Source organism: Streptomyces sp. NBC_00057 (genome assembly GCF_045041165.1).
GTDB lineage: Bacteria > Actinomycetota > Actinomycetes > Streptomycetales > Streptomycetaceae > Streptomyces.
Window position 1 is genome coordinate 4925409 of record NZ_CP108256.1, and the last position, 26153, is coordinate 4951561.

The 26153-nt window shown below is 71.4% G+C and carries 22 protein-coding genes and 2 pseudogenes; 18 read left to right on the plus strand and 6 right to left on the minus strand.

Translation table 11 applies throughout. The features are described 5' to 3' along the window. Positions 1-74 precede the first annotated feature (74 nt). The 14 genes from OG953_RS23250 (at position 75) to OG953_RS23315 (ending at position 15666) form a co-directional block, all read left to right on the plus strand. Positions 75-1673: a polyamine aminopropyltransferase gene (locus OG953_RS23250; RefSeq protein ID WP_405686597.1), complete on the plus strand. Its 1599-nt coding sequence runs from the start codon at positions 75-77 to the stop codon at positions 1671-1673. Between the two features lie 85 nt (positions 1674-1758). Next, positions 1759-2697 carry a carbon monoxide dehydrogenase gene (locus tag OG953_RS23255; protein ID WP_405686598.1) on the plus strand — a complete coding sequence of 313 codons (939 nt, stop codon included), beginning with the start codon at positions 1759-1761 and terminating at the stop codon, positions 2695-2697. A gap of 49 nt (positions 2698-2746) precedes the next feature. After that, positions 2747-3544, plus strand: coding sequence for an aldose 1-epimerase (locus OG953_RS23260; protein ID WP_405686599.1), 798 nt, complete (start codon positions 2747-2749; stop codon positions 3542-3544). A 116-nt stretch (positions 3545-3660) separates the two neighbouring features. Further along, the gene (gene pyrE, locus OG953_RS23265; RefSeq protein WP_266747121.1) at positions 3661-4200 is read left to right on the plus strand and encodes an orotate phosphoribosyltransferase; all 540 of its coding nucleotides are present in this window, start codon (positions 3661-3663) and stop codon (positions 4198-4200) included. A 213-nt stretch (positions 4201-4413) separates the two neighbouring features. Further along, positions 4414-5436, plus strand: coding sequence for a class II fructose-bisphosphate aldolase (gene fbaA / locus OG953_RS23270; protein ID WP_327368332.1), 1023 nt, complete (start codon positions 4414-4416; stop codon positions 5434-5436). An 87-nt stretch (positions 5437-5523) separates the two neighbouring features. Further along, positions 5524-6690: a MalY/PatB family protein gene (locus OG953_RS23275; RefSeq protein WP_405686601.1), complete on the plus strand. Its 1167-nt coding sequence runs from the start codon at positions 5524-5526 to the stop codon at positions 6688-6690. Between the two features lie 181 nt (positions 6691-6871). Further along, on the plus strand, positions 6872-8434 hold the full coding sequence (locus OG953_RS23280; RefSeq protein WP_405686602.1) for an MFS transporter: 1563 nt from the start codon (positions 6872-6874) through the stop codon (positions 8432-8434). A gap of 57 nt (positions 8435-8491) precedes the next feature. Beyond that, the gene (locus OG953_RS23285; RefSeq protein ID WP_093899369.1) at positions 8492-8905 is read left to right on the plus strand and encodes a DUF3151 domain-containing protein; all 414 of its coding nucleotides are present in this window, start codon (positions 8492-8494) and stop codon (positions 8903-8905) included. 213 nt (positions 8906-9118) lie between these two features. Beyond that, entirely contained in the window at positions 9119-9967 is an 849-nt protein-coding gene (locus tag OG953_RS23290; RefSeq protein WP_405686604.1) for a tryptophan 2,3-dioxygenase family protein, read from the plus strand. Further along, on the plus strand, positions 9960-11150 hold the full coding sequence (kynU, locus tag OG953_RS23295; RefSeq protein WP_405686605.1) for a kynureninase: 1191 nt from the start codon (positions 9960-9962) through the stop codon (positions 11148-11150). The genes OG953_RS23290 and kynU overlap by 8 nt, the downstream gene beginning before the upstream one ends. 140 nt (positions 11151-11290) lie before the next feature. Continuing rightward, entirely contained in the window at positions 11291-12166 is an 876-nt protein-coding gene (locus OG953_RS23300) for an alpha/beta hydrolase family protein (RefSeq protein ID WP_405686606.1), read from the plus strand. 106 nt (positions 12167-12272) lie between these two features. After that, on the plus strand, positions 12273-13643 hold the full coding sequence (locus OG953_RS23305) for a sensor histidine kinase (RefSeq protein ID WP_405686607.1): 1371 nt from the start codon (positions 12273-12275) through the stop codon (positions 13641-13643). Then, positions 13640-14317 (plus strand): response regulator, encoded by a 678-nt coding sequence (locus tag OG953_RS23310; protein WP_405686608.1) that lies wholly within the window; start codon positions 13640-13642, stop codon positions 14315-14317. Before OG953_RS23305 ends, OG953_RS23310 begins: the two co-directional genes overlap by 4 nt. A gap of 110 nt (positions 14318-14427) precedes the next feature. Next, complete coding sequence (locus OG953_RS23315; protein WP_405686609.1) at positions 14428-15666, plus strand: cytochrome P450; 1239 nt, start codon at positions 14428-14430, stop codon at positions 15664-15666. A gap of 68 nt (positions 15667-15734) precedes the next feature. Here the strand turns inward: OG953_RS23315 and OG953_RS23320 are convergent, their stop codons facing one another. From OG953_RS23320 to OG953_RS23330, 3 genes are read right to left on the minus strand one after another with little or no spacing between them, the layout of a single operon-like run. Next, positions 15735-16064, minus strand: a complete 330-nt coding sequence (locus OG953_RS23320; RefSeq protein WP_405686610.1) for a hypothetical protein — start codon at positions 16062-16064, stop codon at positions 15735-15737. Between the two features lie 60 nt (positions 16065-16124). Next, positions 16125-17759, minus strand: coding sequence for an ABC transporter permease (locus OG953_RS23325; protein WP_405686611.1), 1635 nt, complete (start codon positions 17757-17759; stop codon positions 16125-16127). After that, positions 17756-18697, minus strand: a complete 942-nt coding sequence (locus OG953_RS23330) for an ATP-binding cassette domain-containing protein (RefSeq protein ID WP_405686613.1) — start codon at positions 18695-18697, stop codon at positions 17756-17758. Before OG953_RS23330 ends, OG953_RS23325 begins: the two co-directional genes overlap by 4 nt. Before the next feature lie 101 nt (positions 18698-18798). Between OG953_RS23330 and OG953_RS23335 the strand changes: the two genes are divergently transcribed. Beyond that, positions 18799-19329 (plus strand): GbsR/MarR family transcriptional regulator, encoded by a 531-nt coding sequence (locus OG953_RS23335; RefSeq protein WP_405686614.1) that lies wholly within the window; start codon positions 18799-18801, stop codon positions 19327-19329. 382 nt (positions 19330-19711) lie between these two features. Here OG953_RS23335 and OG953_RS23340 read toward each other — a convergent pair whose 3' ends face one another. Continuing rightward, positions 19712-20569, minus strand: a complete 858-nt coding sequence (locus OG953_RS23340; protein WP_405686615.1) for a diacylglycerol kinase — start codon at positions 20567-20569, stop codon at positions 19712-19714. 186 nt (positions 20570-20755) lie between these two features. On the opposite strand from OG953_RS23340, the gene OG953_RS23345 reads away from it, so the two are divergent. Beyond that, positions 20756-22039: an adenylosuccinate synthase gene (locus tag OG953_RS23345; RefSeq protein ID WP_405686616.1), complete on the plus strand. Its 1284-nt coding sequence runs from the start codon at positions 20756-20758 to the stop codon at positions 22037-22039. Positions 22040-22109: 70 nt separating this feature from the next. On the opposite strand, the pseudogene OG953_RS23350 reads toward OG953_RS23345, so the two are convergent. Together OG953_RS23350 and OG953_RS23355 are read right to left on the minus strand one after the other, a co-directional pair. Continuing rightward, positions 22110-22401: pseudogene (locus OG953_RS23350) on the minus strand (phosphate ABC transporter substrate-binding protein); the annotation flags it as partial. A gap of 42 nt (positions 22402-22443) precedes the next feature. Further along, positions 22444-23922, minus strand: a complete 1479-nt coding sequence (locus OG953_RS23355; protein ID WP_405692004.1) for a helix-turn-helix domain-containing protein — start codon at positions 23920-23922, stop codon at positions 22444-22446. Between the two features lie 361 nt (positions 23923-24283). Between OG953_RS23355 and dnaN the strand changes: the two genes are divergently transcribed. Both dnaN and OG953_RS23365 read left to right on the plus strand, forming a co-directional pair. Beyond that, positions 24284-25411 carry a DNA polymerase III subunit beta gene (gene dnaN, locus OG953_RS23360; RefSeq protein ID WP_405686618.1) on the plus strand — a complete coding sequence of 376 codons (1128 nt, stop codon included), beginning with the start codon at positions 24284-24286 and terminating at the stop codon, positions 25409-25411. A gap of 56 nt (positions 25412-25467) precedes the next feature. Then, positions 25468-26148, plus strand: a pseudogene (locus OG953_RS23365) (AraC family transcriptional regulator); the annotation flags it as partial. Between the last annotated feature and the right edge of the window lie 5 nt (positions 26149-26153).

The following is a 26153-nucleotide window of genomic DNA, read 5'->3' on the forward strand; positions in this document are numbered from 1 at the left end:
CTCCGTTGTGGGCGCGCCACTTACACCCTTGTGGGTGACAGGCGGCCACCGCGTCGTGACGTAGCGTTCGCATCATGATCGATCAGCAGGTGTCGCTGCGAGGGGGCGCGGCGCGTCTTCCCGTGCGGCCGAGGACCGGTCGGTGTCTCGTGCTGGCCGCTGTCTTCGTCTGTGCTGCCTGCGGTCTGGTCTACGAGCTCGAACTGGTGGCGCTGGCCTCCTACTTGATCGGGGATTCCGTCACCCAGGCGTCCGTCGTGCTCTCCGTGATGGTGTTCGCGATGGGCGTCGGCTCGCTCCTCGCGAAACGTTTACGCAGCCGTGCAGCAGTCGGTTTCGGGCTGATCGAGGCGGCGCTCGCACTCGTCGGCGGCTCCTCGGCGGTCGTGCTGTACGCGTCGTTCGCCTGGATCGGGGAGTCGCGGTACGCCCTGGTCGGGTTCTCGCTCACGATCGGCGTCCTGATCGGGGCGGAGATCCCGCTGCTGATGACGCTGATCCAGCGCGTCGACCGGCAGGACGCGGGCGGGACCGTCGCGGATCTGTTCGCCGCCGACTACGTGGGTGCGCTGGTCGGCGGGCTCGCGTTCCCCTTTCTGCTGCTGCCGGTGCTGGGACAGCTCACCGGGGCGCTGTTCACCGGCGCGGTCAACGCGGCGGCGGGCGGGGCGCTGGTGCTGTGGGTGTTCCGACGGGACCTCACCCCGTGCTCCCGGTGGCTGCTGATCCTCGTCAATGTGGCCGTGATCGCCGTACTCGCCACCGCCACCGCGCTGGTCGGTGACTTCGAGCGGGCGGCGCGGCGTGCGGTGTACGGGGACGGGGTGCGGGTCGCGGTGCAGACCGGGGTCCAGGAGGTGGTGCTGACGGGGGCGGGCCGCAGCTCCCTGGACCTGTATCTGGACGGGCGGCTGCGGGTCAGCGCGCGCGACGAGTACCGCTACCACGAGGCGCTGGTGCACCCGGCGATGAACGGGCCACGCGCCCGTGTCCTGATCCTGGGCGGTGGTGACGGTCTCGCCGCCCGGGAGGTGCTGCGCTACCCGGACGTACGCAGCGTCACCCTCGTCGAGCTCGATCCCGGCGTCACCCGGTTGGCCCGTACCGACCGTGCGCTCTCCGCGCTGAACGCCCACGCGTACCGCGATCCGCGGCTGGCGGCCGTCAACGCCGACGCCTTCAACTGGCTGCGGGCCGCGCACGGCAGCTACGACGTGGTGATCTCCGATCTGCCCGACCCCGGGATCTCTGTCGGCACGAAGCTCTACTCGGCGGAGTTCTACGGCCTGGTCGCCGAGGCCCTCGCACCGGGCGGCCGGCTGGTGGTGCACGGGGGCCCGCCGGTGAACCGGCCGCGTACGTACTGGACGGTGGAGGCGTCGATGAGGGCGGCGGGCCTGCACACCCGCCCGTACCGGATCAGCGGCAGGCTCTCCGATTTCGCGGCGGGCCCCGACAGGGCCACGCACCGGGCGCAGGCCGAGCAGGGCTGGGGTTTCGTCCTCGCCCGGCCGGTCGGGGCGCCGGTGCTCCGCCTTGCCCCGGGGGCGCCGAAGCTGCGGTCGCTGACACAGGCCTCGCTGATGCGCGCGGGGCGGGAGGCAGAGAGCGGACGGCTGCGCGGGCTGCTGCCGTCGACGCTGGTGCATCCGCGGTACTGGGAGGGCCGGTGAGCCGGACGCCGTACGCCGTACGCCCGGCGGCTTTGCGACGCGGAACCGCTGACGTGATGGCCGGGGCTGAGTAGGCTCGGTTTCCATGGAGCATGAGGTGTTCGTTCCGGTTCCGGTCCCGTCCCTTCGGCGGACGCTGGGCGATCCTGCCCGCGTCGCGCGCTGCGTACCGGGGCTCCAGCAGGACGCCGACGCGTCCGCGGGCCCGCTGTCCGGCCGGCTCAAGGTCCGGGTCGACGGCCACACGATCACGTACCGCGGTGCGCTGCGGCTCACCGTTTCCCCGCAGGACGGCCCGGACGGGGACGACGGGATCCTGGTGGCGGGCGAGGGCGTCGAGGCCCGGGGGACCGGCTCGGTGAAGCTGGCTCTGACGATCAGCCTGACGCAGAAGGATGGTGGTACGGCGATCGGGTTCGCGGGTACGGCGAGCGGCGACGGCCGCCTCCTGGAGCTGGACCCGGCGGCGGCGCTCGCGACGGCCCACCGACTGCTGGACCGCTTTGTGCAGCAGCTGGTGACGGAGACGCTGGCGGGCGAGGACCTCGGCGAGGCCGAGCGGTCCGTCGGGGAAGCCGTGGAACAGGCCATCGAGGACGCGGCCGAGGAGGCCGACACGACCGGCGCGGCCACCACCCGGAGTACTGCTCCGGAAGCCGGCGACGACACCGGCGACGACACCGGCGACGGCGCCACCGCGGACGAGGCATCCTCCACCGAGAACCCCCCGGGCACGGACTCCGCCTTCGACGCCCCCGTGCCCCCGCCGTCGCTCGACCCCGTGGCGGAGGTGGAGTTCACCGTCCCCGACGGCCCCCCGGCCGAGGCCGCGCAAGCCAGGCGCACCATGATCGGCCGCAGCGCCGAGGAGGTCGACCACGCGCCGCCACGCGGCAGGTACGCCCCCGTGCCGTCACCCGATTCGACCACCGCGGGCGCCACACTCCGCTGGGTCGCTCCCGCCGCCGCGCTCGCGCTCGCCTCCGCCGTCGTGGTGAGCAGAGCGCTGAGGCGGCGGAGGTAGCAGCGCCGGTAATGTCGGCAGAGGTAGCAGCGCCAGTAATGTCGGTCGGGTGAGTAGCAGCGAGAAGGACGTCCGGCTGTCCGTCGGCGATGCAGAGTTGACCGTGAGCCCCGCCGACGGCTGTCGCATCAGCAGTCTGCGGATCGGTGGCACCGAGGTGCTGCGGCAGGGGGAGCAGTACGGCTGCTTCCCGATGGTGCCGTGGTGCGGGCGCACCGAGAACGGGCTCTTCCACAACGGCGACGTCCCGCACCGGTTGCCGCTGAACTCCCCGCCGCACGCCATCCACGGCACCGGCAGGGACACCGCCTGGCGCACCGCCCGGGTGGGCGAGCGGGAGGCCGCGTTCTACTACGACCTTGCCGATCCCTGGCCGTATCCGGGCCGGGTGACCCAGACCTTCGAGTTGTCCGAGGACTCGCTCACGCTTGCGTTCGGCATCGAGACGTACGGGGATTCGTTCCCGGCGCAGGCCGGCTGGCACCCCTGGTTCCTGCGGGATCTCGGCGGCGGCAAGAACGTGGAGATCGCCTTCGATGCGGCCTGGCAGGAGGAACGTGGCGAGAACCATCTGCCGACCGGCCGCCGCATCCCGCCCCTGCCCGGCCCGTGGGACGACTGCTTCGGGATGCCGGACGGCGTCGACGTGACGCTCACCTGGCCGGAGCAGCTGCAACTGACCGTGAAGAGCCGGGCCGAGTGGGTCGTGATCTACGACGAGCAGGCCGAGGCGGTCTGTGTGGAGCCGCAGTCCGGCCCGCCGAACGGGCTGAACACCGCGCCCCGGTATGTCACGCCGATCGAGCCGCTGGAGATCGCGACGACCTGGAACTGGCGCAGGCTCTGACCCGACAGCGGTGCGCGCTTCGACCCGGTACCCATGCAGGCCGTGACCCGTTGCCGGCGCGGGCCCCGACACGGCAGCGGCGCGGGCCCCGACACGGGCACCTTAAGCTCGTAGCCATGACTGACGTACGTGCTGAGCTGCTCCAGCAGATCAAGGACAAGGCCGTGGTACACGGCAAGGTGACCCTCTCCTCGGGTCTTGAGGCCGACTGGTACATCGACCTGCGCCGCATCACGCTGGATGGCAAGGCCGCTCCGATGGTCGGTCAGGTCATGCTCGATGCCACCGCCGAGCTGGACTACGACTGCGTGGGCGGGCTGACGCTGGGCGCCGACCCGGTCGCCACCTCGATGCTGCACGCCTCCGCTGCGCGTGGGCAGGAGCTGGACGCGTTCGTCGTCCGCAAGGCGCAGAAGGCGCACGGGATGCAGCGCCGCATCGAGGGCACGGACGTGAAGGGTCGCCGCTGCCTGGTCGTCGAGGACACCTCGACGACCGGCGGTTCGCCGCTGACGGCCGTCGAGGCGGTGCGCGAGGCCGGTGGCGAGGTCGTCGCCGTCGCCACGATCGTGGAGCGGGGTGCGGCTCCGGCCATCGCCGAGGCCGGTCTCCCGTACGTCCACGCCTACACGGTGGCGGACCTCGACCTGGCCTGATTGCTGGTCTGACCTGCGATTTTCTTCAAGGGTGGATGGTTTCACGTGAAACCGTCCACCCTTGTCGTATGCCTTCCGCTCCCCGGTCCGAACGTTGAGGGACCAGGCCGGGTGGAGCCGGAGCGAGAGTCTGGGAAGATGGGGGCGACGATGACGTCGCCCCCAGGTCAGGGAACCAGCAACGCACACCCGCACATCCCAAGGAGCGGACAGATGCCCATCGCAACCCCCGAGGTCTACGCCGAGATGCTCGACCGGGCGAAGGCAGGCAAGTTCGCCTACCCGGCCATCAATGTGACGTCGACCCAGACCCTGCACGCTGCACTGCGCGGCTTCGCGGAGGCGGAGAGCGACGGCATCGTCCAGATCTCCACCGGTGGGGCGGAGTTCCTGGGCGGCCAGCACAACAAGGACATGGTCACGGGCGCCGTCGCCCTCGCCGAGTTCGCGCACATCGTCGCCGCCAAGTACGACGTCACGGTCGCGCTGCACACCGACCACTGCCCGAAGGACAAGCTGGACGGTTACGTACGTCCGCTGCTCGACATCTCCGCCGAGCGCGTCGCCAAGGGACAGAACCCGCTGTTCCAGTCCCACATGTGGGACGGCTCGGCCGAGACCCTCGCCGACAACCTGGCCATCGGCCAGGAACTGCTCGCCAAGGCCGCCGCCGCCAAGATCATTCTTGAGGTCGAGATCACCCCGACCGGTGGCGAGGAGGACGGCGTCACGCACGAGATCAACGACGAGCTGTACACGACCGTCGACGACGCGCTGCGTACCGCCGAGGCGCTCGGCCTGGGCGAGAAGGGCCGCTACCTGCTGGCCGCGTCCTTCGGCAACGTCCACGGCGTCTACAAGCCGGGCAACGTCGTGCTCCGTCCCGAGCTGCTGAAGGACCTCCAGGAGGGCGTCGCCGCCAAGTACGGCAAGTCGTCGCCCTTCGACTTCGTCTTCCACGGCGGCTCCGGCTCCACCGAGCAGGAGATCGCCACGGCGCTGGAGAACGGCGTCGTGAAGATGAACCTCGACACCGACACCCAGTACGCCTTCACCCGCCCGATCGTGGACCACGTGTTCCGCAACTACGACGGTGTGCTGAAGGTCGACGGCGAGGTCGGCAACAAGAAGGTCTACGACCCGCGCAGCTGGGGCAAGTCCGCCGAGGCGGGCATGGCCAAGCGCGTCACGGAGGCCTGCGCCAACCTGCGTTCCACCGGCACCAAGCTGAAGTAGCAGCCGGTACGAAGTGTGGCCGTGGGCCCGGTACCCCTTGGGGTGCCGGGCCCACGGCATGTCCGAGAGAAGAAGTGAGGGATCCCTGTGAGTTCCAGCGCCCGCTATGACTTCGACACCGTCGTCGACCGCCGGGGCACCTGGTGCGTCCAGTGGGACGGGGTCGCGGACCGGTTCGGGGTGGACGGGCTGCTGCCGTTCACCATCTCCGACATGGACTTCGAGACCGCACCGGAGGTGCTGAGCGCGCTTCGGGCCCGTCTGGACCACGGGGTGTTCGGCTACACGACCTGGCAGCAGGACGACTTCCGCTCGGCGATAGCCCACTGGTACGCGACCCGGTACGGGACACGGATCGACACCGGGCAGCTGGTGTACGGGCCGTCCGTGCTCAGCCAGCTCTCGCAGCTGCTGCAGATGTGGACGGCCGAGGGCGAGGGCGTGGTCGTCCACGCCCCGACGTACGACGGTTTCCGCAAGGCGATCACCGGGCTCGGGCGCGATCTGCGGGGCGTGCCGGTGGGAGACGCGGTCGCGCTGGAACGCGAACTCGCCCGCCCCGACAGCAAGGTCCTTCTCGTGTGTTCGCCGCACAACCCGACGGGCCGGGTATGGACGGAGGCCGAACTGAGCGAGATGTCGGCGCTCGCCGCGCGGTACGGGGTCGCGGTGATCAGCGACGAGATCCATGCGGACTTCGTGCACGAGGGGCATGTGCATGTGCCGTGGACGCGGGTCGGGGGCGACGGGCGCTGGGCGGTGATCTCCTCCGCGTCGAAGGCGTTCAACTTCCCGGCGTTGACCGGCTCGTACGGGCTGATCGGCGATCCGGCCGACCGGGCGGAGTTCCTGCGCCGGATGGAGACGGCAGAGGGGCTCGCCTCCCCGGCGGTGCTGTCACTGACCGCGCACATCGCCGCGTACCGGGAGGCCGGGGCGTGGCTGGACGAGGTCCGCTCGTATGTCGCCGGGAATCTGGCGCTGGTCGCGGAACGGCTGAACGAGGCGTTTCCGGAACTGGGATGGCGGCCGCCACAGGCCGGCTATCTGGCGTGGATCGATCTGCGCCCGGCGGGCGTCGGCGACGACGAGGCGTTGCAGCGGGTGCTGATCGAGCGCGAGAAGGTCGCGGTGATGCCGGGGGCGGTGTACGGGGCGGAGGGCTTTGTGCGGCTGAACGTCGGGTGTCCGCGGTCCAAGGCGGAGGCAGGCGTGGAGGCACTGATCCGGGCGGTGCGGGCGGTAGCGCTCTGACTCCTCGGCCATCGGGCCGGACAGGTTCCGGACCTGGGCCGACAGGCCGAGGAAGCCGAGGAGGTTTCGCGCGCGCGGGTCCGACGTTCATCCGGGCAGCGTGCCGGGACAGGCAGACGCTGCCCGACGCGGCACCGGATCCGGACTGGCCTCGCGGACGGGGAGCGAGGATGCTGCTCGTATGGGCGAGACACCCGCCGGTGAGATTCGTGCCGCCTCCGCACTCGGACGCTGGGTCATCCTCACCACCGTCCTCGGCTCCAGCATGGCCCTGCTCGACTCCACCGTCATCAACGTCGCCCTGCCCCGCATCGGCAAGGACCTCGGCACCGATCTGGCCGCCCTCCAGTGGACCGTCAACGCCTACATGCTGACCCTCGCCGGGCTGATCCTTCTCGGTGGCGCCCTCGGCGACCGGTACGGCCGGCGGCGGGTCTTCGTCGTCGGAGTCGTCTGGTTCGCCGCCGCGTCCGTGATCTGCGGCATCGCGCCGAACTCCGCCGTCCTGATCGCCGCCCGCGCCCTCCAGGGCATCGGCGGGGCTCTCCTCACACCCGGTTCGCTGGCACTGATCCAGGCGAGCTTCCATCCGGACGACCGGGCCCGCGCGGTCGGACTGTGGTCGGGGCTCGGCGGGGTCGGCGCCGCCATCGGGCCGTTCGTCGGCGGCTGGCTCGTCGACGGGCCCGGCTGGCGATGGGTTTTCCTGCTCAACATACCGGTCGCCGCGGTCTGTCTGCCGGTGGCGCTGCGCCACGTACCGGAATCGCGCGACCCCGACGCACACGGGCGCTTCGACGTGCTGGGCGCCGTGCTCGGCGCGCTCGCCCTCGCCCTGGTGACCTATGCGCTGATCGAGGCGCCGGGACAGGGGGCGTCCGCGGTGGTGATCGGGGCGGCCGTCGGCGGGATCGTCCTCGGGGTGGTGTTCGTGCAGGTGGAGCGGAGGCGGGCGGACCCGATGCTGCCGCCTTCGGTGTTCGCTTCCCGGCAGTTCACCGTCGTCAACATCATCACCCTCTGTGTGTACGCGGCGCTCGGCGGTTACTTCTTCCTCTCCGCGATCCAGCTCCAGGTCGTGGCCGGGTACTCGGCCCTCGGCGCCGGCACGGCCCTGCTGCCCACGACCGTGCTGATGCTGCTCTTCTCGGCCTCCTCGGGCGAACTCGGGCAGCGCATCGGGCCCCGCATTCCGCTCACCGTCGGCCCACTGGTGGCCGCCACCGGGATGCTCCTGATGCTGCGGGTCGGGCCGGGGTCGAACTCCGTCTCCGCCTACCTCACCGATGTGCTCCCCGCGGTCGGTGTGCTCGGCGTCGGACTCGTCACCCTGGTGGCACCGCTCACCGCGACCGTCCTGGCCTCCGTGGACACCGCACGGGCCGGCCTCGCCAGCGGGATCAACAATGCGGCCGCCCGCGCCGCCGGGCTGATCGCGGTGGCCGCGCTGCCGCTGCTCGCCGGGATGGGCCCGGAGGCCTACCGGAACGCCGACGAGTTCGCCGCGACGTTCCGGCGGGCCATGCCGATGTGTGCCGGGCTGCTCGTGCTGGGCTCGTTGATCGCCTGGGCGACCGTACGCAAGCCCCCCGTCACGGCGGACGAGAAGGAGAAGGCGCGCCCCGAGTGCACGGTGCACTGCGGTGTCGTCGCGCCGCCCCTGGAACCCACGCACGAGGAGGCGGGGAAGCCGGGCGCGAACCGGCCCTCCCCGGGGCGCCCGGGTACTCCCGGCGCGAACTGACCCACCGCACGGCGTCCGAGTACCCCCGGCGCGCATCTGCCAGGCACACTTGAACCCATGTCGATCCACGAGAACCTGCTCGGGGGGCCTCCCCCGACCCACCTGCCCGACGACCCGGAGCCGCGCGAGCTGCTCGCGAACGGCACGGCCCCCGCCGACGTCGCCGCGAAGTACCCGACCTCCTCCCTGGCCTGGGCACAGCTCGCCGACGAGGCGTTCGAGGGCGGCCGCGTCATCGAGTCGTACGCCTACGCCCGCACCGGCTACCACCGCGGCCTCGACGCGCTGCGCAGGGCCGGCTGGAAGGGCCACGGCCCCGTACCGTTCGAGCACGAGCCGAACCGCGGCTTCCTGCGCGCCCTGCACGCCCTGGCGCGGGCCGCCCAGGCGATCGGCGAGCAGGAGGAGTACGAGCGCTGCTCGACGTTTCTGCGCGACTCCTCGCCGACCGCCGCCGAGACGCTCGGCTAGAGGCGACCGAGGCCCTCGGCCGGGGGCGACCGAGCCCCTCGGCCAGACGTACACGTACACCTTGTGACGTTCCGGACCCCGCAGATGTACCGGTATCTGCGGGGTCTGCGCGCTCCTGCGGGCTCCGTTTAGGATGCGGGCAGGGGACCGGAGCTCCACCACCTCACGGAAGGGGCGGACCGCTACCCGGAAGCTTGTGTCGAGGAGACAGCAATGTCGACGATCCACCCCGACCCCGAAGCCACCGGTGCGCAGACCCCGCACCTCGACTTCGCGGGAACGACTCCGTACGAGGACTATGTCCAGGCGGATGTCCTGACCCATCTCCAGCACCTTCGCTCCGACGATCCGGGCGAAATGGTCTTCCTGGTCACCACCCAGGTCATGGAACTGTGGTTCACCGTCATCGTCCACGAGTGGGAGACCGCCGCGCACGCCCTGCGCGAGGACCGGCTGCCCGTCGCACGCGACGCGCTCAAGCGGTCGGTGCGGGAACTGGAGGCGCTCAACGCCTCCTGGACGCCGCTCGCCCAGCTCACCCCCGCCCAGTTCAACTCCTACCGTGCCGCCCTCGGTGAGGGATCCGGCTTCCAGTCGGCGATGTACCGGCGGATGGAGTTCCTGCTCGGCGACAAGTCCGCGTCCATGCTCGTGCCGCACCGGGGCGCGCCCCGCGTCCACGCCGAGCTGGAGAAGGCGCTCGGCGAACCGAGTCTGTACGACGAGACGCTCGCCCTGCTCGCCCGGCGCGGCCACGCCGTGCCGCAGGCCGTGCTCGGCCGGGACCTGACACAGAAGTACGAGTCGTCCCCCGAGGTCGAGGCCGTCTGGGCGGAGATCTACGCCAACCCCGACCAGCACGACGAGCTGGTCCGGCTCGGCGAGGCGCTCACCGACGTCGGTGAACTGGTGTGGCGCTGGCGCAACGACCATCTCGTCGCCACCCGGCGCGCGATGGGCTCGAAGACCGGGACCGGCGGTTCCGCCGGGGTCGCGTGGCTGGAGAAACGGGCCACGAAGAACGTCTTCCCCGAGCTGTGGACGGCGCGCAGCCATGTCTGAGACCTTCGCCGCGCGGGCCGCGGCACTCGACGCCGCCGACCGGCTCGCCGATCTGCGCAAGCTGTTCACCCTCGACGACACCGTCTACCTCGACGGCAACTCGCTCGGTGCGCTGCCCGCTCATGTACCCGCCCGGGTGCAGGAGGTCCTCACCCGCGAGTGGGGCGAGCTACGCATCCGGTCCTGGGGCGAGAGCGGCTGGTGGACCGCGCCCGAGCGGATCGGCGACCGCATCGCCCCGCTCGTCGGGGCCGCCGCCGGGCAGATCGTCGTCGGCGACTCGACCAGTGTGAACGTCTTCAAGGCCGTCGTCGCCGCGAGCCGGCTGGCGGCGGAGGGCCGCGACGAGATCCTCGTCGACGCGACGACATTTCCCACGGACGGATACATCGCCGCATCCGCGGCCCGGATGACCGGCCACCGGCTCGTCCCGGTCGTCCCCGCCGAGGTGCCGGACGCCCTCGGCCCCCGTACCGCGGCCGTTCTGCTCAACCATGTCGACTACCGCACCGGCAGGCTCCACGACCTGCCCGGACTCACCGCCGCCGTGCACGCGGCGGGCGGCCTCGCCGTCTGGGACCTGTGCCACAGCGCGGGCGCCCTGCCCGTCGGCCTCGACGCGCACGGCGTGGACCTCGCGGTCGGCTGCACGTACAAGTACCTGAACGGCGGCCCCGGTTCGCCCGCCTACCTGTACGTCGCCGAGCGCCACCAGGCAGCCTTCGACTCGCCCCTGCCGGGGTGGACGTCGCACGCCGACCCGTTCGGCATGACACCGGGGTACGCCCCGGCGGACGGTGCCGTACGGGGCAGGGTCGGCACCCCCGACATCCTCTCCATGCTGGCGCTCGAAGCGTCGCTGGACGTGTGGAACGGGGTGTCGATCGAGGCGGTACGGGCCAAGTCCCTGGCGCTGACGGACTTCTTCCTGGAGTGCGTCGCCGAGCATGTGTCCGAGGGCCGGGTCACCTCCGTCACCCCGACCGCGCACGCGGAGCGCGGCAGCCAGGTCGCGCTGCGCTGCGAGGACGCGGAACCGGTGATGAGCGCGCTCATCGCGCGGGGTGTCGTCGGGGATCTGCGGCGACCGGACGTGCTGCGGTTCGGGTTCACGCCGCTGTACGTGGGGTTCGCGGACGTGGAACGGGCGGCGCGCGTACTGGGTGAGGTGCTGAAGCCCTAGCAGCTGGGACCCAGGGGCCCCCGCGTGATCCGTCGGCGGGGACGGGAACCTTCCGTACTGGTACCGTCCCCGCAGGTCAGGCCAGTTGGGCTGTTGGGTTGTTGAGCTGTTGGGCTCGGATACAGGACGGTTGGAGCAGCATGTCGGATTCTGCCGCGCGTGATCGTGACGCAGCCGAGACCGAGTCGGCACTCTCGCATCCACCGGTCGCTCCCGATGCATCGGCCGCCTACGGCAACCATCCCGACCAGGTGATCGACTTCTACGCCCCGCGCGACGGCCGGACCGGTGCGCCCGTCGTGGTCGTCATGCACGGCGGGGCGTGGCGGGCGCCGTACGACCGGCAGCACGTGTCGCCGTTCGCGGACTTCCTGGCCCGGCGCGGGTTCGCCGTCGCCAGCGTCGAGTACCGGTGCGGCAGCGAGATCCCGCAGCAGCGGGGTTCCGGTCCGGTCGCGGGCCGTTGGCCGGAGACCTTCGACGACGTCGCCGCGGCGATGGACGCGCTGCCGGCCCTGCTGGCCCGGGAACTTCCGCAGGCCGACGCCCGGCGGATCGTCGTCACCGGGCACTCCGCCGGCGGGCAGCTCGCCCTGTGGGCCGCCGCCCGGCACGTACTGGCCGAGGGCTCGCCGTGGCGGCTGCCCGCGCCGCCGCCGCTGCGGGGTGTCGTCGCCCTCGCGCCGATCGCCGACTTCACCACGGCCGTAGAGCTGGACGTGTGCTCGGGGGCGGTCGGTCAATTCCTCGGCCGCGAGGAGGACTTCGAGGAGCGGGCCCCGCACGCCGACCCGGCCGTGCTGCTGCCCACCGGGATCGCGACCACGGTGGTGCAGGGCACCACCGACATCGATGTGCCGCAGGCCGTCTCGGAGGCGTTCGTCGACGCGGCGGCGAAGGCGGGGGAGACGGTGGGCCTGACCCTGCTGCCCGACGTCGGTCACTACCCGCTGATCGACCCGGCCAGCGACGCGTGCGCGGTGGTGGCGGAGGAGCTCGCCCAGCTCGCCTGGTGAGCGGGCGGTCCGGCGCCGGTGGGGCCCCGTAGTACTTGCGACGGACGGCGCAGGATCCGTATCACTGCTGACGACCCGGGCCGCACCGGCCCCTACCTTTGGAAACGTGACCGAGACCAAGAGCAGAAGCCCCGAGTTCCGACTGGCCGCAGGGGCGTTGGGCGGCCTGCGGCAGGACCTTTTCCGCAACGCCTTCGAATACCGTCCGTTGGAGCGGATACGGACCGACGGGCCGCTGCTGCGACAGCTGCCGGAGCGGATGCGTGAGCGTGCCGCCCGGACACCTCACGCGCTGGTCGGGGCCGCCGCACTGCTCACGGCCTTCATAGGCCTCGTCTCGTCGGACTCCTTCGGTCTGCGTTCCGTGGTCGACCTCGTCCTGATCGTGCTGCTCCCTGTGGTCTCCGTACTGATGACGCTGGTCAGGCCGGTCGGCGCGTTCTGGATTTCGATGGCGCTCACCCCGTTCGCGGCGGTCGCCAGCGGTGGTTACTGGCCATGGGCGCCGAGCACCTTCGTCTCGCATCTGACGGTGCTGGTCGTGGTCGCGGCCCGGACCCGGCCCCGTACCGCCGCCTGGATGTGGGGCTTCACCGTGGTGTTCGGCACCGTGCTGGAGAACTTCGGCGGCTGGCGCTCCACCTCGACCACCGCCGCCTTTGCCATGGCCTCCGCGTTCGCGCTGCTGGTGGTGGCCGTGGTGCAGATCCGTCGCGACGCGGAGCGCGAGGTCACCGTGCAGCGCACCGTGACCGCTGTCGAACGCGACCGGCGCACACTGCTCGAGGAGCGCACCACCATCGCCCGTGAGCTGCACGACGTGGTCGCCCACCACATGTCGGTCGTCGCGATCCAGGCCGAGGCCGCCCCGTACCGGGTGGAGAATCCGCCGCCCGAGCTGGAGCAGGCCTTCGTCACGATCCGGGAGAACGCGGTCGCCGCCCTCACCGAACTGCGCCGGGTCCTCGGCGTCGTACGGGCCGAGGACTACCAGGCGCCGGACGCCCCGCAGCCCACCCTCGCCCAGCTCGACGGGCTCCTCGCCAATGTGCGCGAGGCCGGTCTGGAGACGGAGAAGACGGTCACCGGCGCGGTACGTGAACTGCCGCAGGGCGTCGAGCTGTCGGCGTACCGGATCATTCAGGAGGCCCTCAGCAACACGCTGCGGCACGCACCGGGCGCCACCGCCAAGGTGGAGATCGGCTATGTGCTGGGCGGACTCGGTCTGCGCGTCGTCAACGGGCCGCCGACCGGTCCGGTCAAGCCCTCGCCGGGGGCCGGTCACGGGATCACGGGGATGCGGGAGCGGGTCGCGATGCTGAACGGCGACATGACGGCCGAGGCGACGGAGGAGGGCGGTTACGAGATCACCGCGTTCATCCCCGTCCAACTCACCTGCGACACGGACGAGCCGAACGGGACGCACAAGTCGCACGAGTCGCACAAGGCGCAGGCGGAACAGGGAGAGAAGGCATGACCATCCCCACCGCCCCCGCCATCCGGGTGCTGATCGTCGACGACCAGATGATGGTCCGCGAGGGCTTCTCGGTGCTGCTCAACGCCATGCCGGGGATCGAGGTCGTCGGCGAGGCCGTCGACGGCCGACAGGCCATCGCGCAGGTCGCGGCGCTGCGCCCCGACGTGGTGCTGATGGACATCCGGATGCCGGAGCTCAATGGCATCGAGGCCACCCGCGAGATCGTCGCCGCCGACGCGGACGCCAAGGTGCTGGTACTGACCACCTTCGACCTCGACGAGTACGTGTACCAGGCGCTGCGCGCCGGGGCGTCCGGCTTCCTCCTCAAGGACGCCTCCGCCCGCCAACTCGCCGACGGAGTACGGGTGGTGGCCGCCGGCGAGGCGCTGCTCGCCCCGACCGTCACCAAGCGGCTGATCAATGAGTTCTCGAAGCTCGCCGAGACCCCGCGCCTGCCCGCCTTCGCCCGGATCGGCGACCTCACGGAGCGCGAGACGGAGGTGCTCGTCCTCATTGCGCAGGGCCGGTCCAACGCCGAGATCGCCTCGCATCTGGTGGTTGCCGAGTCCACCATCAAGACGCATGTGAGCCGCATCCTGGTGAAGCTGGGGCTGCGCGACCGCACGCAGGCGGCGGTCTTCGCGTACGAGGCCCGGCTGGTCACGCCGTCCTGAGAAGCCCGGGGAGTTCGGGGTCGCTGGTCGGCGACGGGGCCCGGGGCAGGCGGCTGCCGGGACCCAGGGGTGGGTGGTCGGCGGCCGTCGCGTCCGGTTAGCGTCCCTATATGCACCCGTCCTCACGTTCCGGGGCCGACGCCCCCTTCGCCCTCTTCGACCCCTGGTCCCCGGCGTTCGTCGCCGACCCGTACCCGGCCTACGCCGCGCTGCGTGCAGCCGGCCGGGTGCACTACTTCGAGCCGACCGACCAGTGGCTCGTCCCGCACCACTTCGATGTGTCCGCGCTGCTGCGCGACCGCCGCCTGGGCCGTACGTATCTCCACCGCTTCACCCACGAGGAGTTCGGCCGTACGCCGCCGCCCGCCGAGCACGAGCCCTTCCACACCCTCAACGGGCAGGGGCTCCTCGACCTGGAGGCCCCCGACCACACCCGGATCCGGCGCCTGGTCTCCAAGGCGTTCACTCCGCGTACGGTCGAGCAGCTCGTCCCGACCGTGCGGCGGCTGGCCGCCGGGCTGGTCGACTCGTTCGTCGAGGCGGGCGGCGGCGATCTGCTGACGGCCGTCGCCGAACCGCTGCCCGTGGCCGTCATCGCCGAGATGCTCGGCATCCCGGAGTCCGACCGTGCCCCGCTACGGCCCTGGTCGGCGGCGATCTGCGGAATGTTTGAACTGAATCCGTCCGACGACACCGCCCGTGCCGCCGTCCGCGCCTCGCTCGACTTCTCCGCGTATCTGCGCGAGCTGATCAAGGAGCGGCGCAAGAACCCCGGTACGGATCTGATCTCCGCGCTCATCGCCGCCCACGACGAGGGGGAGCGGCTGAGCGAGCAGGAGATGATCTCCACCTGTGTGCTGCTGCTCAACGCGGGCCATGAGGCGACCGTCAACACCACGGTGAACGGCTGGTGGACGCTGCTGCGCCACCCCGAGCAGTTGGCCGCCCTGCGCACCGACCACGGGCTGCTGCCGACGGCGATCGAGGAACTGATGCGGTACGACACTCCGCTGCAGATGTTCGAGCGCTGGGTCCTCGACGACATCGAGATCGACGGCACAGTCATTCCGCGCGGCTCCGAGGTGGCCCTGCTCTTCGGCTCCGCCAACCGCGACCCGGCCCGCTTCCCGGCCCCGGACACCCTGGACCTGGCCCGCCGGGAGAACCCCCACATCACCTTCGGCGCCGGCATCCACTTCTGCCTGGGCGCCCCGCTGGCCCGGGTCGAACTGGCCGCTTCCTTCGGTGAGTTGCTGCGCCGCGCCCCGAACCTGAGACTGGCGGCCGAGCCGGAGTGGAACCCGGGTTATGTGATCAGGGGCCTGAAGGAACTGCGCGTCGAGCTGTGACGGGGTGAGCAGGGGGGCGGGTCGGGCACGGTGCGGGCCGACGCGCCGGGCACGGTGCGGGCCGGGAGTCAGCACCCCGGCCCGCAGTTCAGCGGCGGTCCTTCCAGTACGTCGAACGCCACCCCGAAGCCGGCAAGGGCCGTCAGGAACGCCGCCGCCCCGAGCGCCTGCCGCCACTTCCCCTGTACGAGGGCGAAGAGCGCGAGCCCGGCCGCGATGCCGCCGAGAGTCATGACCGGCAGGCCGAGCAGGAGCACGTTCCACTCCGACTCGCCCTCGAAGCCACCGAAGATCCCGCGCCGGCCGTAGGGGGCCCAGGCGAGCATCCCGGTGGCCCCGCCGGCGGCGGCGACCATGCATCCGGCGACCCCGCGGATGGCTTCGCTTCGGTTCTCCATGGTCAGGGTGACGCGGGTGCACCAGGGGGAGGTTGCACCCGGGGCGGCCCCGCCCTCGCGTCACGTCAGGACATCGCGTCGCCGCAGCGCCGCCACCCCGGCTCCCACCAGCACCACCGCGGTCGCGGTGAGCGCCAGCACCGGGCCCCATTCCATCCCCGTACCACCCGGCAGCTTCGGCAGATGCGTGAACGGTGATACGTCCATCACCGGCTGCGGCAGATCGATGGCGGGCCCGATCCACCCCAGTGCCAGGCAGATCCCGGCCACGCCCCAGGACGCCACCGCCGCCTTCGGGAGCGCCCCGTACAGCAGGACCGCCACTCCGCCCAGGAGCCAGATCGCAGGCAACTGCACCAGCGACGCACCCAGCACGGCCGGGAGCTCGTGGCCGTAGCCGACGGCCAGGCCGAGGCCGCCGACCGCCATGATCAGGGCGGCGCCGCCGAAGGCGATGGCCAGATGACCGGCCGCCCACCCGATCCGGCTCACCCCGCCCGCCAGCACCGGTTCGGCGCGCCCGGCGGTCTCCTCGCCGTGCAGCCGCAGCACCGTCGCGACGATGTACAGCGCCGTGACCATCCCGAGCATCGAGACCATCGCCGCGAGGAACGCGTCGGTCAGCCCGGACTGTCCGCCCATCCGCTCGAAGATCTCCTGCGTCTTCGCGTTGTCGCCGACGAGATCCGCCGCCCCGCCGGTCAGCCCGCCGAAGACGACACCGACCACGGCGAAGGACAGCGTCCACCCGATCAGCGAACCGCGCTGGAGCCGCAGCGCAAGACCGAACGCCGTGGAGATCCGCCCCTGCGCGGGCCCGGGCCGGGTCGCCAGGAAGCTCATGCCGACATCGCGCCGACCCGCCAGGGTGTACGCGAGGGCGGCCTGGACCGCGACGGCCGCCGCGATGACGAGCAGCACCCACCAGCGCTCGTCCGCGTACGCGCGCACGTTCTCCGCCCAGCCGATGGGGGAGAGCCAGGTCAGTACGGACGAGCCGTCGTCCGTCGCCGAGTCGCCCGCCGCCTTCAGTACGAAAGCGGCACCGATCACTGCCGCTGTGAGTCCCTTCGCGAGCCGTGCGCTCTCGGTGAACTGTGCGGCGATCGCGGCGGTGCAGGCGAACAGCATGCCGATCCCGGCGATCGCCAGCGCGAGCGCCACCGCTCCCGCGCCGCCCCCGCCGGACCCGGCCATACCTGCCGCGATCATCAGAGCCAGCGCGGCGTTGGCGATCAGCGCGGCGAGGAGTGCGGCGGTCAGCGGGGCACGGCGGCCCACCATGGCGGAGGAGAGCATCTCCTGACGGCCGGTCTCCTCTTCCTCCCGGGTGTGCCGGATGACGACGATCAGGCTCATCACGGCTGCCAGCGCTCCGCCGAAGCCGACCATCCGCCAGCTGACGAGCCCGCCGACGGAGTCGTTGAAGACCGGTCCGTACAGCGCCCGGAGCGAGCTGTTGGCGTTCATAGAAGCGGCGAGCTCGGCGCGCTGGGCGGCCGTGTCGTACAGCGAGGAGAAGGACTTCCCGACGGAGGAGAAGGAAGCGCCGAGCACGATCACCCAGATCGGCATCATGATCCGGTCGCGCCGCAGCGCGAGCCTCAGCAGGGGCCGGGTGCCGGCGAGCTGCCCGGTAGCGGACCCGGTCCGGCGTCCCGCGCCGACCGGTGCGGTCATGGTCACGGCGGTCATCGCGCCGCCACCCCCACACCCTCGCCGCTGTCCGTCGTGCCGGTCGCGCCCGTTGCGTCGGCCGCGTAGTGACGCAGGAAGAGCTCCTCCAGCGTGGGCGGGGTGCTGGTCAGCGTCCGTACCCCCGATGCGGAGAGCGACTTGAGGACCGCGTCCAGCCTGTCCGTGTCGACCTGGAGCGTGACCCGCAGGCCCTGGACGTCGAGGTCATGGACGCCGGGCAGCTGCGCGAGCCCGTTGGGGGCACCGGCCAGCTCGGCGCTGATGTTCGTACGGGTCAGATGGCGCATGTCCGCCAGCGAACCCGTCTCCACCGTCTGCCCCTGGCGGATGATGCTGACCCGGTCGCAGAGCGATTCGACCTCGCTGAGGATGTGGCTGGACAGCAGGATCGTCCGCCCGCGCGCACGCTCCTCGGCGACGCAGTCCTGGAAGACCTCCTCCATCAGCGGATCGAGACCGCTCGTCGGCTCGTCCAGGATCAGCAGATCCACATCGGAGGCGAACGCGGCGACGAGGGCGACCTTCTGCCGGTTTCCCTTGGAGTACGTACGGCCCTTCTTCGTCGGGTCGAGCTCGAACCGTTCGACGAGGTCGGCGCGCCGGGTCCGGTCGAGGCCGCCGCGCAGCCGCCCGTACAGATCGATCACCTCGCCGCCGGAGAGGTTGCGCCACAGCGTGACGTCACCCGGGACGTACGCCACCCGCCGGTGGAGCTCGACCGCGTCGTTCCACGGGTCGCGGCCGAGCAGCTGTGCGGCGCCGGAATCGGCCCGCAGCAGCCCCAGCAGCACCCGGATGGTGGTGGACTTCCCGGACCCGTTGGGTCCCAGGAAGCCGTGGACCTCACCGGTCTCGACCGTGAGGTCGAGGCCGTCCAGCGCATGCGTCCGGCCGAACGACTTGTGCAGCCCGGCCACCGTGATTGCCTTCGTCATGTTTTTGAAGGTACGCTACTTTCATAAACTTGTGAAGTTAAGGAAGCGTATAAAGTTGGGGGCGCGGCGGGGGCCGGGGAATCAGGGGAGACGATCGGGTCATGACCAGCGAAACCGAACAGAGCATGCGCGACGAGCGGGACGCGGAGGCCGTGTCGCGGTTCGTGGAGCGGTTCGCGTCCGACATGACCGAGGCGGGGATGCAGCGGATGGCATCCCGTGTCTTCGCCGCGCTTCTCGCGGACGACGAAGGGTCGATGACCTCCGCCGAGCTCGCCGTGGCGCTGCAGATCAGCCCGGCGGCCGTGTCCGGTGCGGTCAATTACCTCACGCAGGTCAGCATGATCGGCCGCGAGCGCGACCCCGGCTCGCGCCGGGACCGCTACCGCCTGCACGACGAGGTCTGGTACACCACCTTCACCCAGCGCGACCGGGTGATCACCCGCTGGGAGAACACCCTCAAGGACGGCGCCCGCACCCTGGGCGAGCACACCCCGGCCGGCGCCCGGCTCGCCGAGACCGCGGCGTTCTTCGAGTTCGTGCAGTCGGAGCTGAGCGGCATGATGGACCGCTGGCGCGAGCACCGCAAGACGCTCGACCTGCCGATGGCCGACGGCCGCAGCCACGCCTGACGGCCCCGCACGACGCCCGTCGCACCGGCCCGGGCGGCGAGGCCCTGCAACAGGTCCGGGACCATGTCGGCGCCCAGAACCCAGCACAGCGCGGCGATGGCGCTCGCGTACCCCAGTGACCACAGGGTCCCCGCGGCTCCGGCGACGTACCGCAGCATGGGCACCCGCCACCAGATCACCTCCCGCCCCACCAGCACATCGCCCGCCGCCCGCGGCTTCACCGGGTCCGGGCCCCGCAGCCCGGCCTGCCGTTCCGCCACGGCGGCGAACGCGGTGCAGGTGGCGGGTGCGGGCTGCACGGACTCCGTGACGGGCCGGTCGTCAACTGTCGGACATCTCCGGCCCCGCCCTTCCGCGCGGCCCCGCCCAGCCCGCTCGGAGGCTACCCCTTGCCCACCGGCAGCATCAGCCCCCAGGCCCCCGCCCGTACCGTCCAGGTCCTTGTCCGGACCGGGCCGCCGACCTGTATGTCCGCGCGGTAGCGGAAGTCCGCGCCCGAGACCGTGACGGCCTTCGCCTCCGCCGTGACCGGTTCGGACGCCGGAGTGCGGATCACCACCTCCGCGAGGCCCCCGTCGCCGCCCTGCGAGGTCACCGTCACCGACTCGACCGGGCAGTCCAGATCGTTCAGCAGGACGCCGTCCGCCTCGACCCGCAGCCGGTGCGTGCGCGGCGGGGCGGGGGGCGTCGGCGGGGTGGGGTGCACCAGGGTGCGGACCAGGGTGCGGCAGGTGTCCCAGACCGCCGTGACCCCCGTATGGGCGGCCACCGCGCCCGGCAGAGCACCCAGGGCCGGGATGTGCAGCGCGCCCAGGACGACGCCGTCGCTGTCGTCGACCAGCAGGTCGAGCCTGCGCACGGCGCCGTCCAGCGCGGTGCGCGCCGCCGCCACCGCGCCAAGGGGCACGCCGAGCGAATGGGCGAGTTCCAGCGCGGCCGCGGCGCCGACCGGGATCAGCGAGAGTGCGGCCTGGGCCGGCTCCCGCTCCCGGTGCAGCAGGGACACCGCCCGCCGCAGCGCCCGGTCGTCGCCGACCACCACCGGCCGCCGACTGCCCCGGCGGGACAAGGCCCGCGCGAACTCCTCGGGCCCGTCGGGCAGACAGATCTTGGCGTGCGAACCGGCGCTGAGCACGTCCTTCGCGATACGGACGGACTCGCCGTCGGTCCGGCGGGCTACCGGGTCGATGACCACCAGCAGCTGGTGCGCATCGTCGCCGGGGGGCTGGGCAGCCGACACCTCGGTCCTTCCTCGGGTAGCATCTTGGTGCAAGAGCCCCTTGCGCTATTGCGCCAGGGGCTTCGTCTATTCCGGGGCACCCGGTTCGACGGTTCAGGCCTTGTCGTACATCGTCGTACGGCATGTACGACGTTTACGTACGCCCCCTGACCTTGGACATGCCCCGCCCGGAAGGGGTGTACGCCTGTGCCCGCACTTGTGCTGCTCGGTGCTCAGTGGGGTGACGAGGGCAAGGGAAAGGCCACCGACCTCCTCGGTGGATCCGTGGACTATGTGGTGCGCTACCAAGGCGGCAACAATGCCGGCCACACGGTGGTCGTCGGTGACCAGAAGTACGCACTTCATCTCCTCCCCTCCGGAATCCTTTCGCCGGGGTGTACCCCGGTCATCGGAAACGGTGTCGTCGTCGACCCGGCCGTCCTGCTCTCCGAGCTGAGTGGGCTGAACGATCGCGGCGTGGACACGTCCAAGCTGCTGATCAGCGGTAATGCCCATTTGATCACTCCGTACAACGTCACGATCGACAAGGTGACGGAACGGTTCCTCGGCAAGCGCAAGATCGGCACGACCGGCCGGGGTATCGGCCCGACGTACGCCGACAAGATCAACCGTGTGGGCATCCGCGTCCAGGACCTCTACGACGAGTCGATCCTGGAGCAGAAGGTCGAGGCGGCCCTGGAGCAGAAGAACCAGCTCCTCGCCAAGGTCTTCAACCGCCGCGCCATCGAGTCCGGCAAGATCGTCGAGGAGATGCTCCAGTACGCGGAGCAGATCAAGCCGTACGTCGCCGACACGACGCTGGTCCTGAACAACGCCATCGACGCGGGCAAGGTCGTCCTCTTCGAGGGCGGTCAGGGCACGCTGCTCGACGTCGACCACGGCACGTACCCCTTCGTCACCTCGTCGAACCCGACCGCGGGCGGCGCCTGCACCGGTGCCGGCGTGGGACCGACGAAGATCAGCCGGGTCATCGGCATCCTCAAGGCGTACACCACCCGCGTCGGCGCCGGCCCGTTCCCGACGGAGCTGCTCGACGAGGACGGCGAGGCGCTGCGCCGGATCGGTGGCGAGCGCGGTGTCACCACCGGCCGCGACCGTCGCTGCGGCTGGTTCGACGCGGTGATCGCGCGGTACGCGACCCGGGTCAACGGTCTCACCGACTTCTTCCTCACCAAGCTGGACGTGCTGACCGGCTGGGAGCAGATCCCGGTGTGCGTCGCGTACGAGATCGACGGCAAGCGCGTCGAGGAGCTCCCGTACAGCCAGACCGACTTCCACCACGCGAAGCCGGTCTACGAGATGCTGCCGGGCTGGTCCGAGGACATCACGAAGGCCAAGACCTTCGCTGATCTGCCGAAGAACGCGCAGGCGTACGTGAAGGCGCTGGAGGAGATGTCCGGCGCCCCGATCTCCGCGATCGGTGTCGGCCCCGGCCGCACCGAGACCATCGAGATCAACTCCTTCCTGTAGGAGTTTCCGCAGGAGCTGCGAACGCGCCGAGAGGGCCGGGACGTTGAGTCCCGGCCCTCTCGGCATCCGGTCAGTCCTCGCCGCAGACCCGCAGCCCCTTCGGCGTCGCGCACGACAGATGTCCGTGCGTACGGATCACGTCCTGGCCGTTCCCCCCGGCTCAGATGGCCCAGGAAGCTGGAGGCCAGGGAGTCGGCGGGCGGCCGGCCGTAGGTGTAGGCGTACTCGATCTCCCGGTACGGGTACGTGCTGGAGCCGATCGTGTCGACGGCCGGGACGGTGGAGTCGATGGCGAGCTGGTGCGCTCCCGACAGCTTGGTTCCGGTGCGCAGTTCGCTGTAGCCGATCGCGCCGTCGAGCCGGCGGCGTGCCCGGCCCCGGCCGGACACGCCCCCCGTTTCGGTTCACCGGGCGGCGTCCGCTCCCGCGACGTCCAGGGCCCGGAAGGCCAGCCACAGGTCGTAACGAGCACTCGGCGCCTGCAGCAGCGAGCGCTGAAGAATCGACTCAAGCCGCGCGAGGCGTTTACGGGCCCCCGGCACCGAAATGCCCAACGCGGCGGCCGTCGGGCCAAGTTGGGCCTCGTGCTCCAGCCAGGTGCGGAGCGTTGCCCGCGGGTCGGCGGCGGTCCGGGAAGAGCTGGACGCGGTGAGCGGGCGCAGCTGCTGGGCCGCCCATTCCTGGACGGCCGGGCCGCGCAGGATGTCGTCCAGCCGGTGGGGCGGCGCAGGCGTTGCCCCGGCCGGGCCGACCGTCCGGGGCACGGTGGGCGTGGCGCGGATGCGCAGGGCCAGGTCGAGGGCGGCCTGGTCGGCGAGCCGGTTCAGGTCGCGACCGAGCAGTTCGCCGATCAGCCGGAGCCGTGCGGCCAGCGTGTTCCGGTGGATCTTCAGATGCTGGGTCGCGTGCGAGGAGAACGCGAGCCAGGAGGAGAGGGTCGCCGCGAGCTCCTGGCTGCCCGGGTCATGGCTGCGCCGCGGCAGATGCGTGAGCAACGGGTTCAGCAGCGCATCCGCCCACTGCGCGCCGGCCGCGCCGACGACCAGGGCGGCCTCCGGCGCCGAGCCGAAGCGGGCATGCCGGGCGGGCAGCCCGCGGGCCACGGCCAGGGCATGGAACGCCTGGCGGTACCCGGTCGCCGTGTCGGACAGCGGTACGTCCTCGCTCGCCCCCACGACACACTCGTCCACCACGTCGGCGACCCGGCGCCCGAGCTGCTGTTCGGCCACGTCCGGGTCCGCCGGCACGACGAGGATCAGGTGGCGTGCGTACACCGGACACCGCACGATCCAGGACCGGCCGCCGGAGAGTTCCGCGCAGATCCGTGCCACCTCGTCCCGGCGCCCGCCCGGGCACTCCACGACGCACACCCGGACGGGGTCGGGGAGCGTGGGCTTCAGCGCGCCCGCCACCTGATGGGCGATGGACAGCTGGCCGGTCATGAGCAGATGCAGCACCGCTTCCCGGCTGCGGGACTCCGCGAGGTCCACCCGGCGGCGCTTGCGTTCCACGGTCTCCGCGGCCCAGCACATGGCGAGAGGCAACGCCACGTCGGAGAGAAGCGTGACGAGTCCGTCCGGCAGCGGGCGAGGGGCGACGACGGCAAGGACCGGGGGAGAGGCGCTCGGCGTGCCGTCCAGCGGGAACAACAACGCGGTGTGCGGCCCCCTGTCGAAAGAGAAGGAGTGTGCGCCGAGTGACGCCAGTTCCCTCACGCCCTCGGTGGCCAGCGCGGCGGCCTCGACGCCCGTACGGTCCGGGGTCCGGGTCACGCCGTGCAGAACGGTGCCGTCACCGTCGAGCAGCCCGGCCCAGCCCTCCGCCCGGCCGGACACCCAGCGCAGGAGCTCCTGCGATCCGCCGGATCGGGCCAGCCGGTACATCCGCAGTACGTCGTCGGCCCGTTCCCGCGCGTGCACGCGTCCTCTGCTTCTGTGTCCCGGCGCTCCTGCGCTCCTGTCAAAGACCGGTGTGCAGCGTACTGGTCCGGCTGTGCGGACTGATACCCCTGACGGCCCACACAGTGCGAACTGAATCTTTCTGTCGCGTACCCCGAAGTCCTAGAGTCCGAACACGGTTGCGGGGCCCCTCGGGGGAGGGGCACGGGGACGGCGGCAGCGGCTCACGGGGGTGGCCGCTGTCGCCGGCCGCGACCGTCCTTCTTTCTCCCGTTGTCAGTGGTGGCCCCTAGTGTCGGCTCACGATCACGACCACGATCAGAGACGACCGGGAGAGGCCGCCGCCATGGAGTTCCGCATTGAGCGCAGCGCACTGACCGACGCCGTGGCCTGGGCGGCCCGGGTGCTGCCCACGCGCTCGCCCGTTCCTGTGCTGGGCGGGCTGCTGTTGGAGGCTTCCGACGGCCGGCTGCGCATCTCGGGCCTCGATTACGAGGCGTCCGCGTGCATCGAGGTGGAGGCGGAGACCGTACGGGCCGGGAAGGTGCTGGTCATGGGCCGTCGGCTGCTCGATGTCTGCCGCGTGCTGCCCGAGGGTGCGGTGCAGTGCGCGGTCGAGGGTTCGCGGTTCTCGCTGACGAGCGACAGTGCCCGGTTCGGACTGTCGGTGCTGCCGTTCGACGACTATCCGGCGCTGCCCTCGCTGCCGGAGGTGCTCGGCGCGGTGGACGCGGAGGAGTTCGCCGCGGCCGTCGCCCATGTGTCGGTGGCGGCGGGCCGGGACGAAACGCTGCCGATTCTGACCGGTATCCGGCTGGCGCTCGACGGCGACACGATGACGCTCGCCGCCACGGACCGCTACCGGTTCGCGGTACGCACGCTCCTCTGGAAGCCCGGGAAGGACGGCGTCTCGGCCGACGTCGTGGTCTCCGCCCGCAGGCTGACCGAGATCGCCCGCTCCTTCGGCCGGGCCGGAATGGTCCAACTCGCGCTGGACGGTGGTTCGGCCGGTTTCGAACTGGCCGGGATGCGCACCACGGTGCGTCTGCTCGACGGTCGACTGCCGCGCCACGACAAGCTGTTCGCCATGGTGGATCCCGTCTCCGCGGTGACGGACCGGGCACCCCTGGTCGAGGCCGTCAAGCGCGTCGCCGTGGTCGCGGAGGGCGGCAGCCCGCTCCAACTGACTTTCTCCGGTGGCTCGGTGCTGTTGCAGGCGGGTTACGAGGACGACGTCGCCTCCCAGCGTCTGCCTGCCGTCCTCGAGGGCACCGATGAGCTGACGGTCGCCTTCAACCCCTCGTACCTGATGGACGCCCTGGCCTCGTTCGACGCACCCGTGGTGCGGTTCGACCTGATGGGCCCCGGCCAGCGCGCCATGGTCACCGGCCGGGCGTCCCGGGAGGACGCGGCGGACGATGCGTCGCACCCCGCTCACCAGCACCTGCTGATGTCGGCCAAGCCGCTGGTCTAGGACGCGGTGTCGGCGGTGGGTTCCGGACGCGCCGTGGCCGACGGGCGGTCGGTGGCCGTTTCAAGCACCGCCACGACGACCACCAGATCATCTACGCGGGCTCCGGTGTCCTGGCCGTGACAACCGCCGCCGGCACCTGGTTCGCCCCCGGGACGCGCGCCATCTGGGTGCCCGCAGGATGTGTCCGCGCCCACCGCGCCCACGGCCGCCTCGATCTGCACCTGCTCGGCCTGCCCGCCGGCACCAACCCCCTGGGCCTCGACGACCCATCCGTCCTTGCCGTCAGCCCCCTGCTGCGCGAACTGATCCTCGCCTCCACACGCAGCCCACACGACGACACCCCCGAACGATGCCGCCTGCGCGCTGTCCTTCTCGATCAGTTGCGCGCGTCGCCCCAGCAGCCCGTCCAGTTGCCCGCGCCCACGGACGCCCGTCTCGCGGCCGTCTGTGAACTCCTGCACCACGACCCCGCAGACCCGCGCCCTCTGGCCGCCCTGGCAACCACGGCGGGAGCCGGCGAACGCACCCTCAGCCGCCTCTTCCGACGCGAGCTGGGCATGACCTTCCCCCAGTGGCGCACCCAGCTACGCCTCTACCACGCCCTGCGCATGCTGGCCGAGGACATGCCGGTCACCACGGTCGCCCATCGCTGCGGCTGGTCCTCCAGCAGCGCCTTCATCGACGTCTTCCGCCGAGCCTTCGGCTACACCCCCGGAACCCACAACCGCCGTCCCTGACAGGG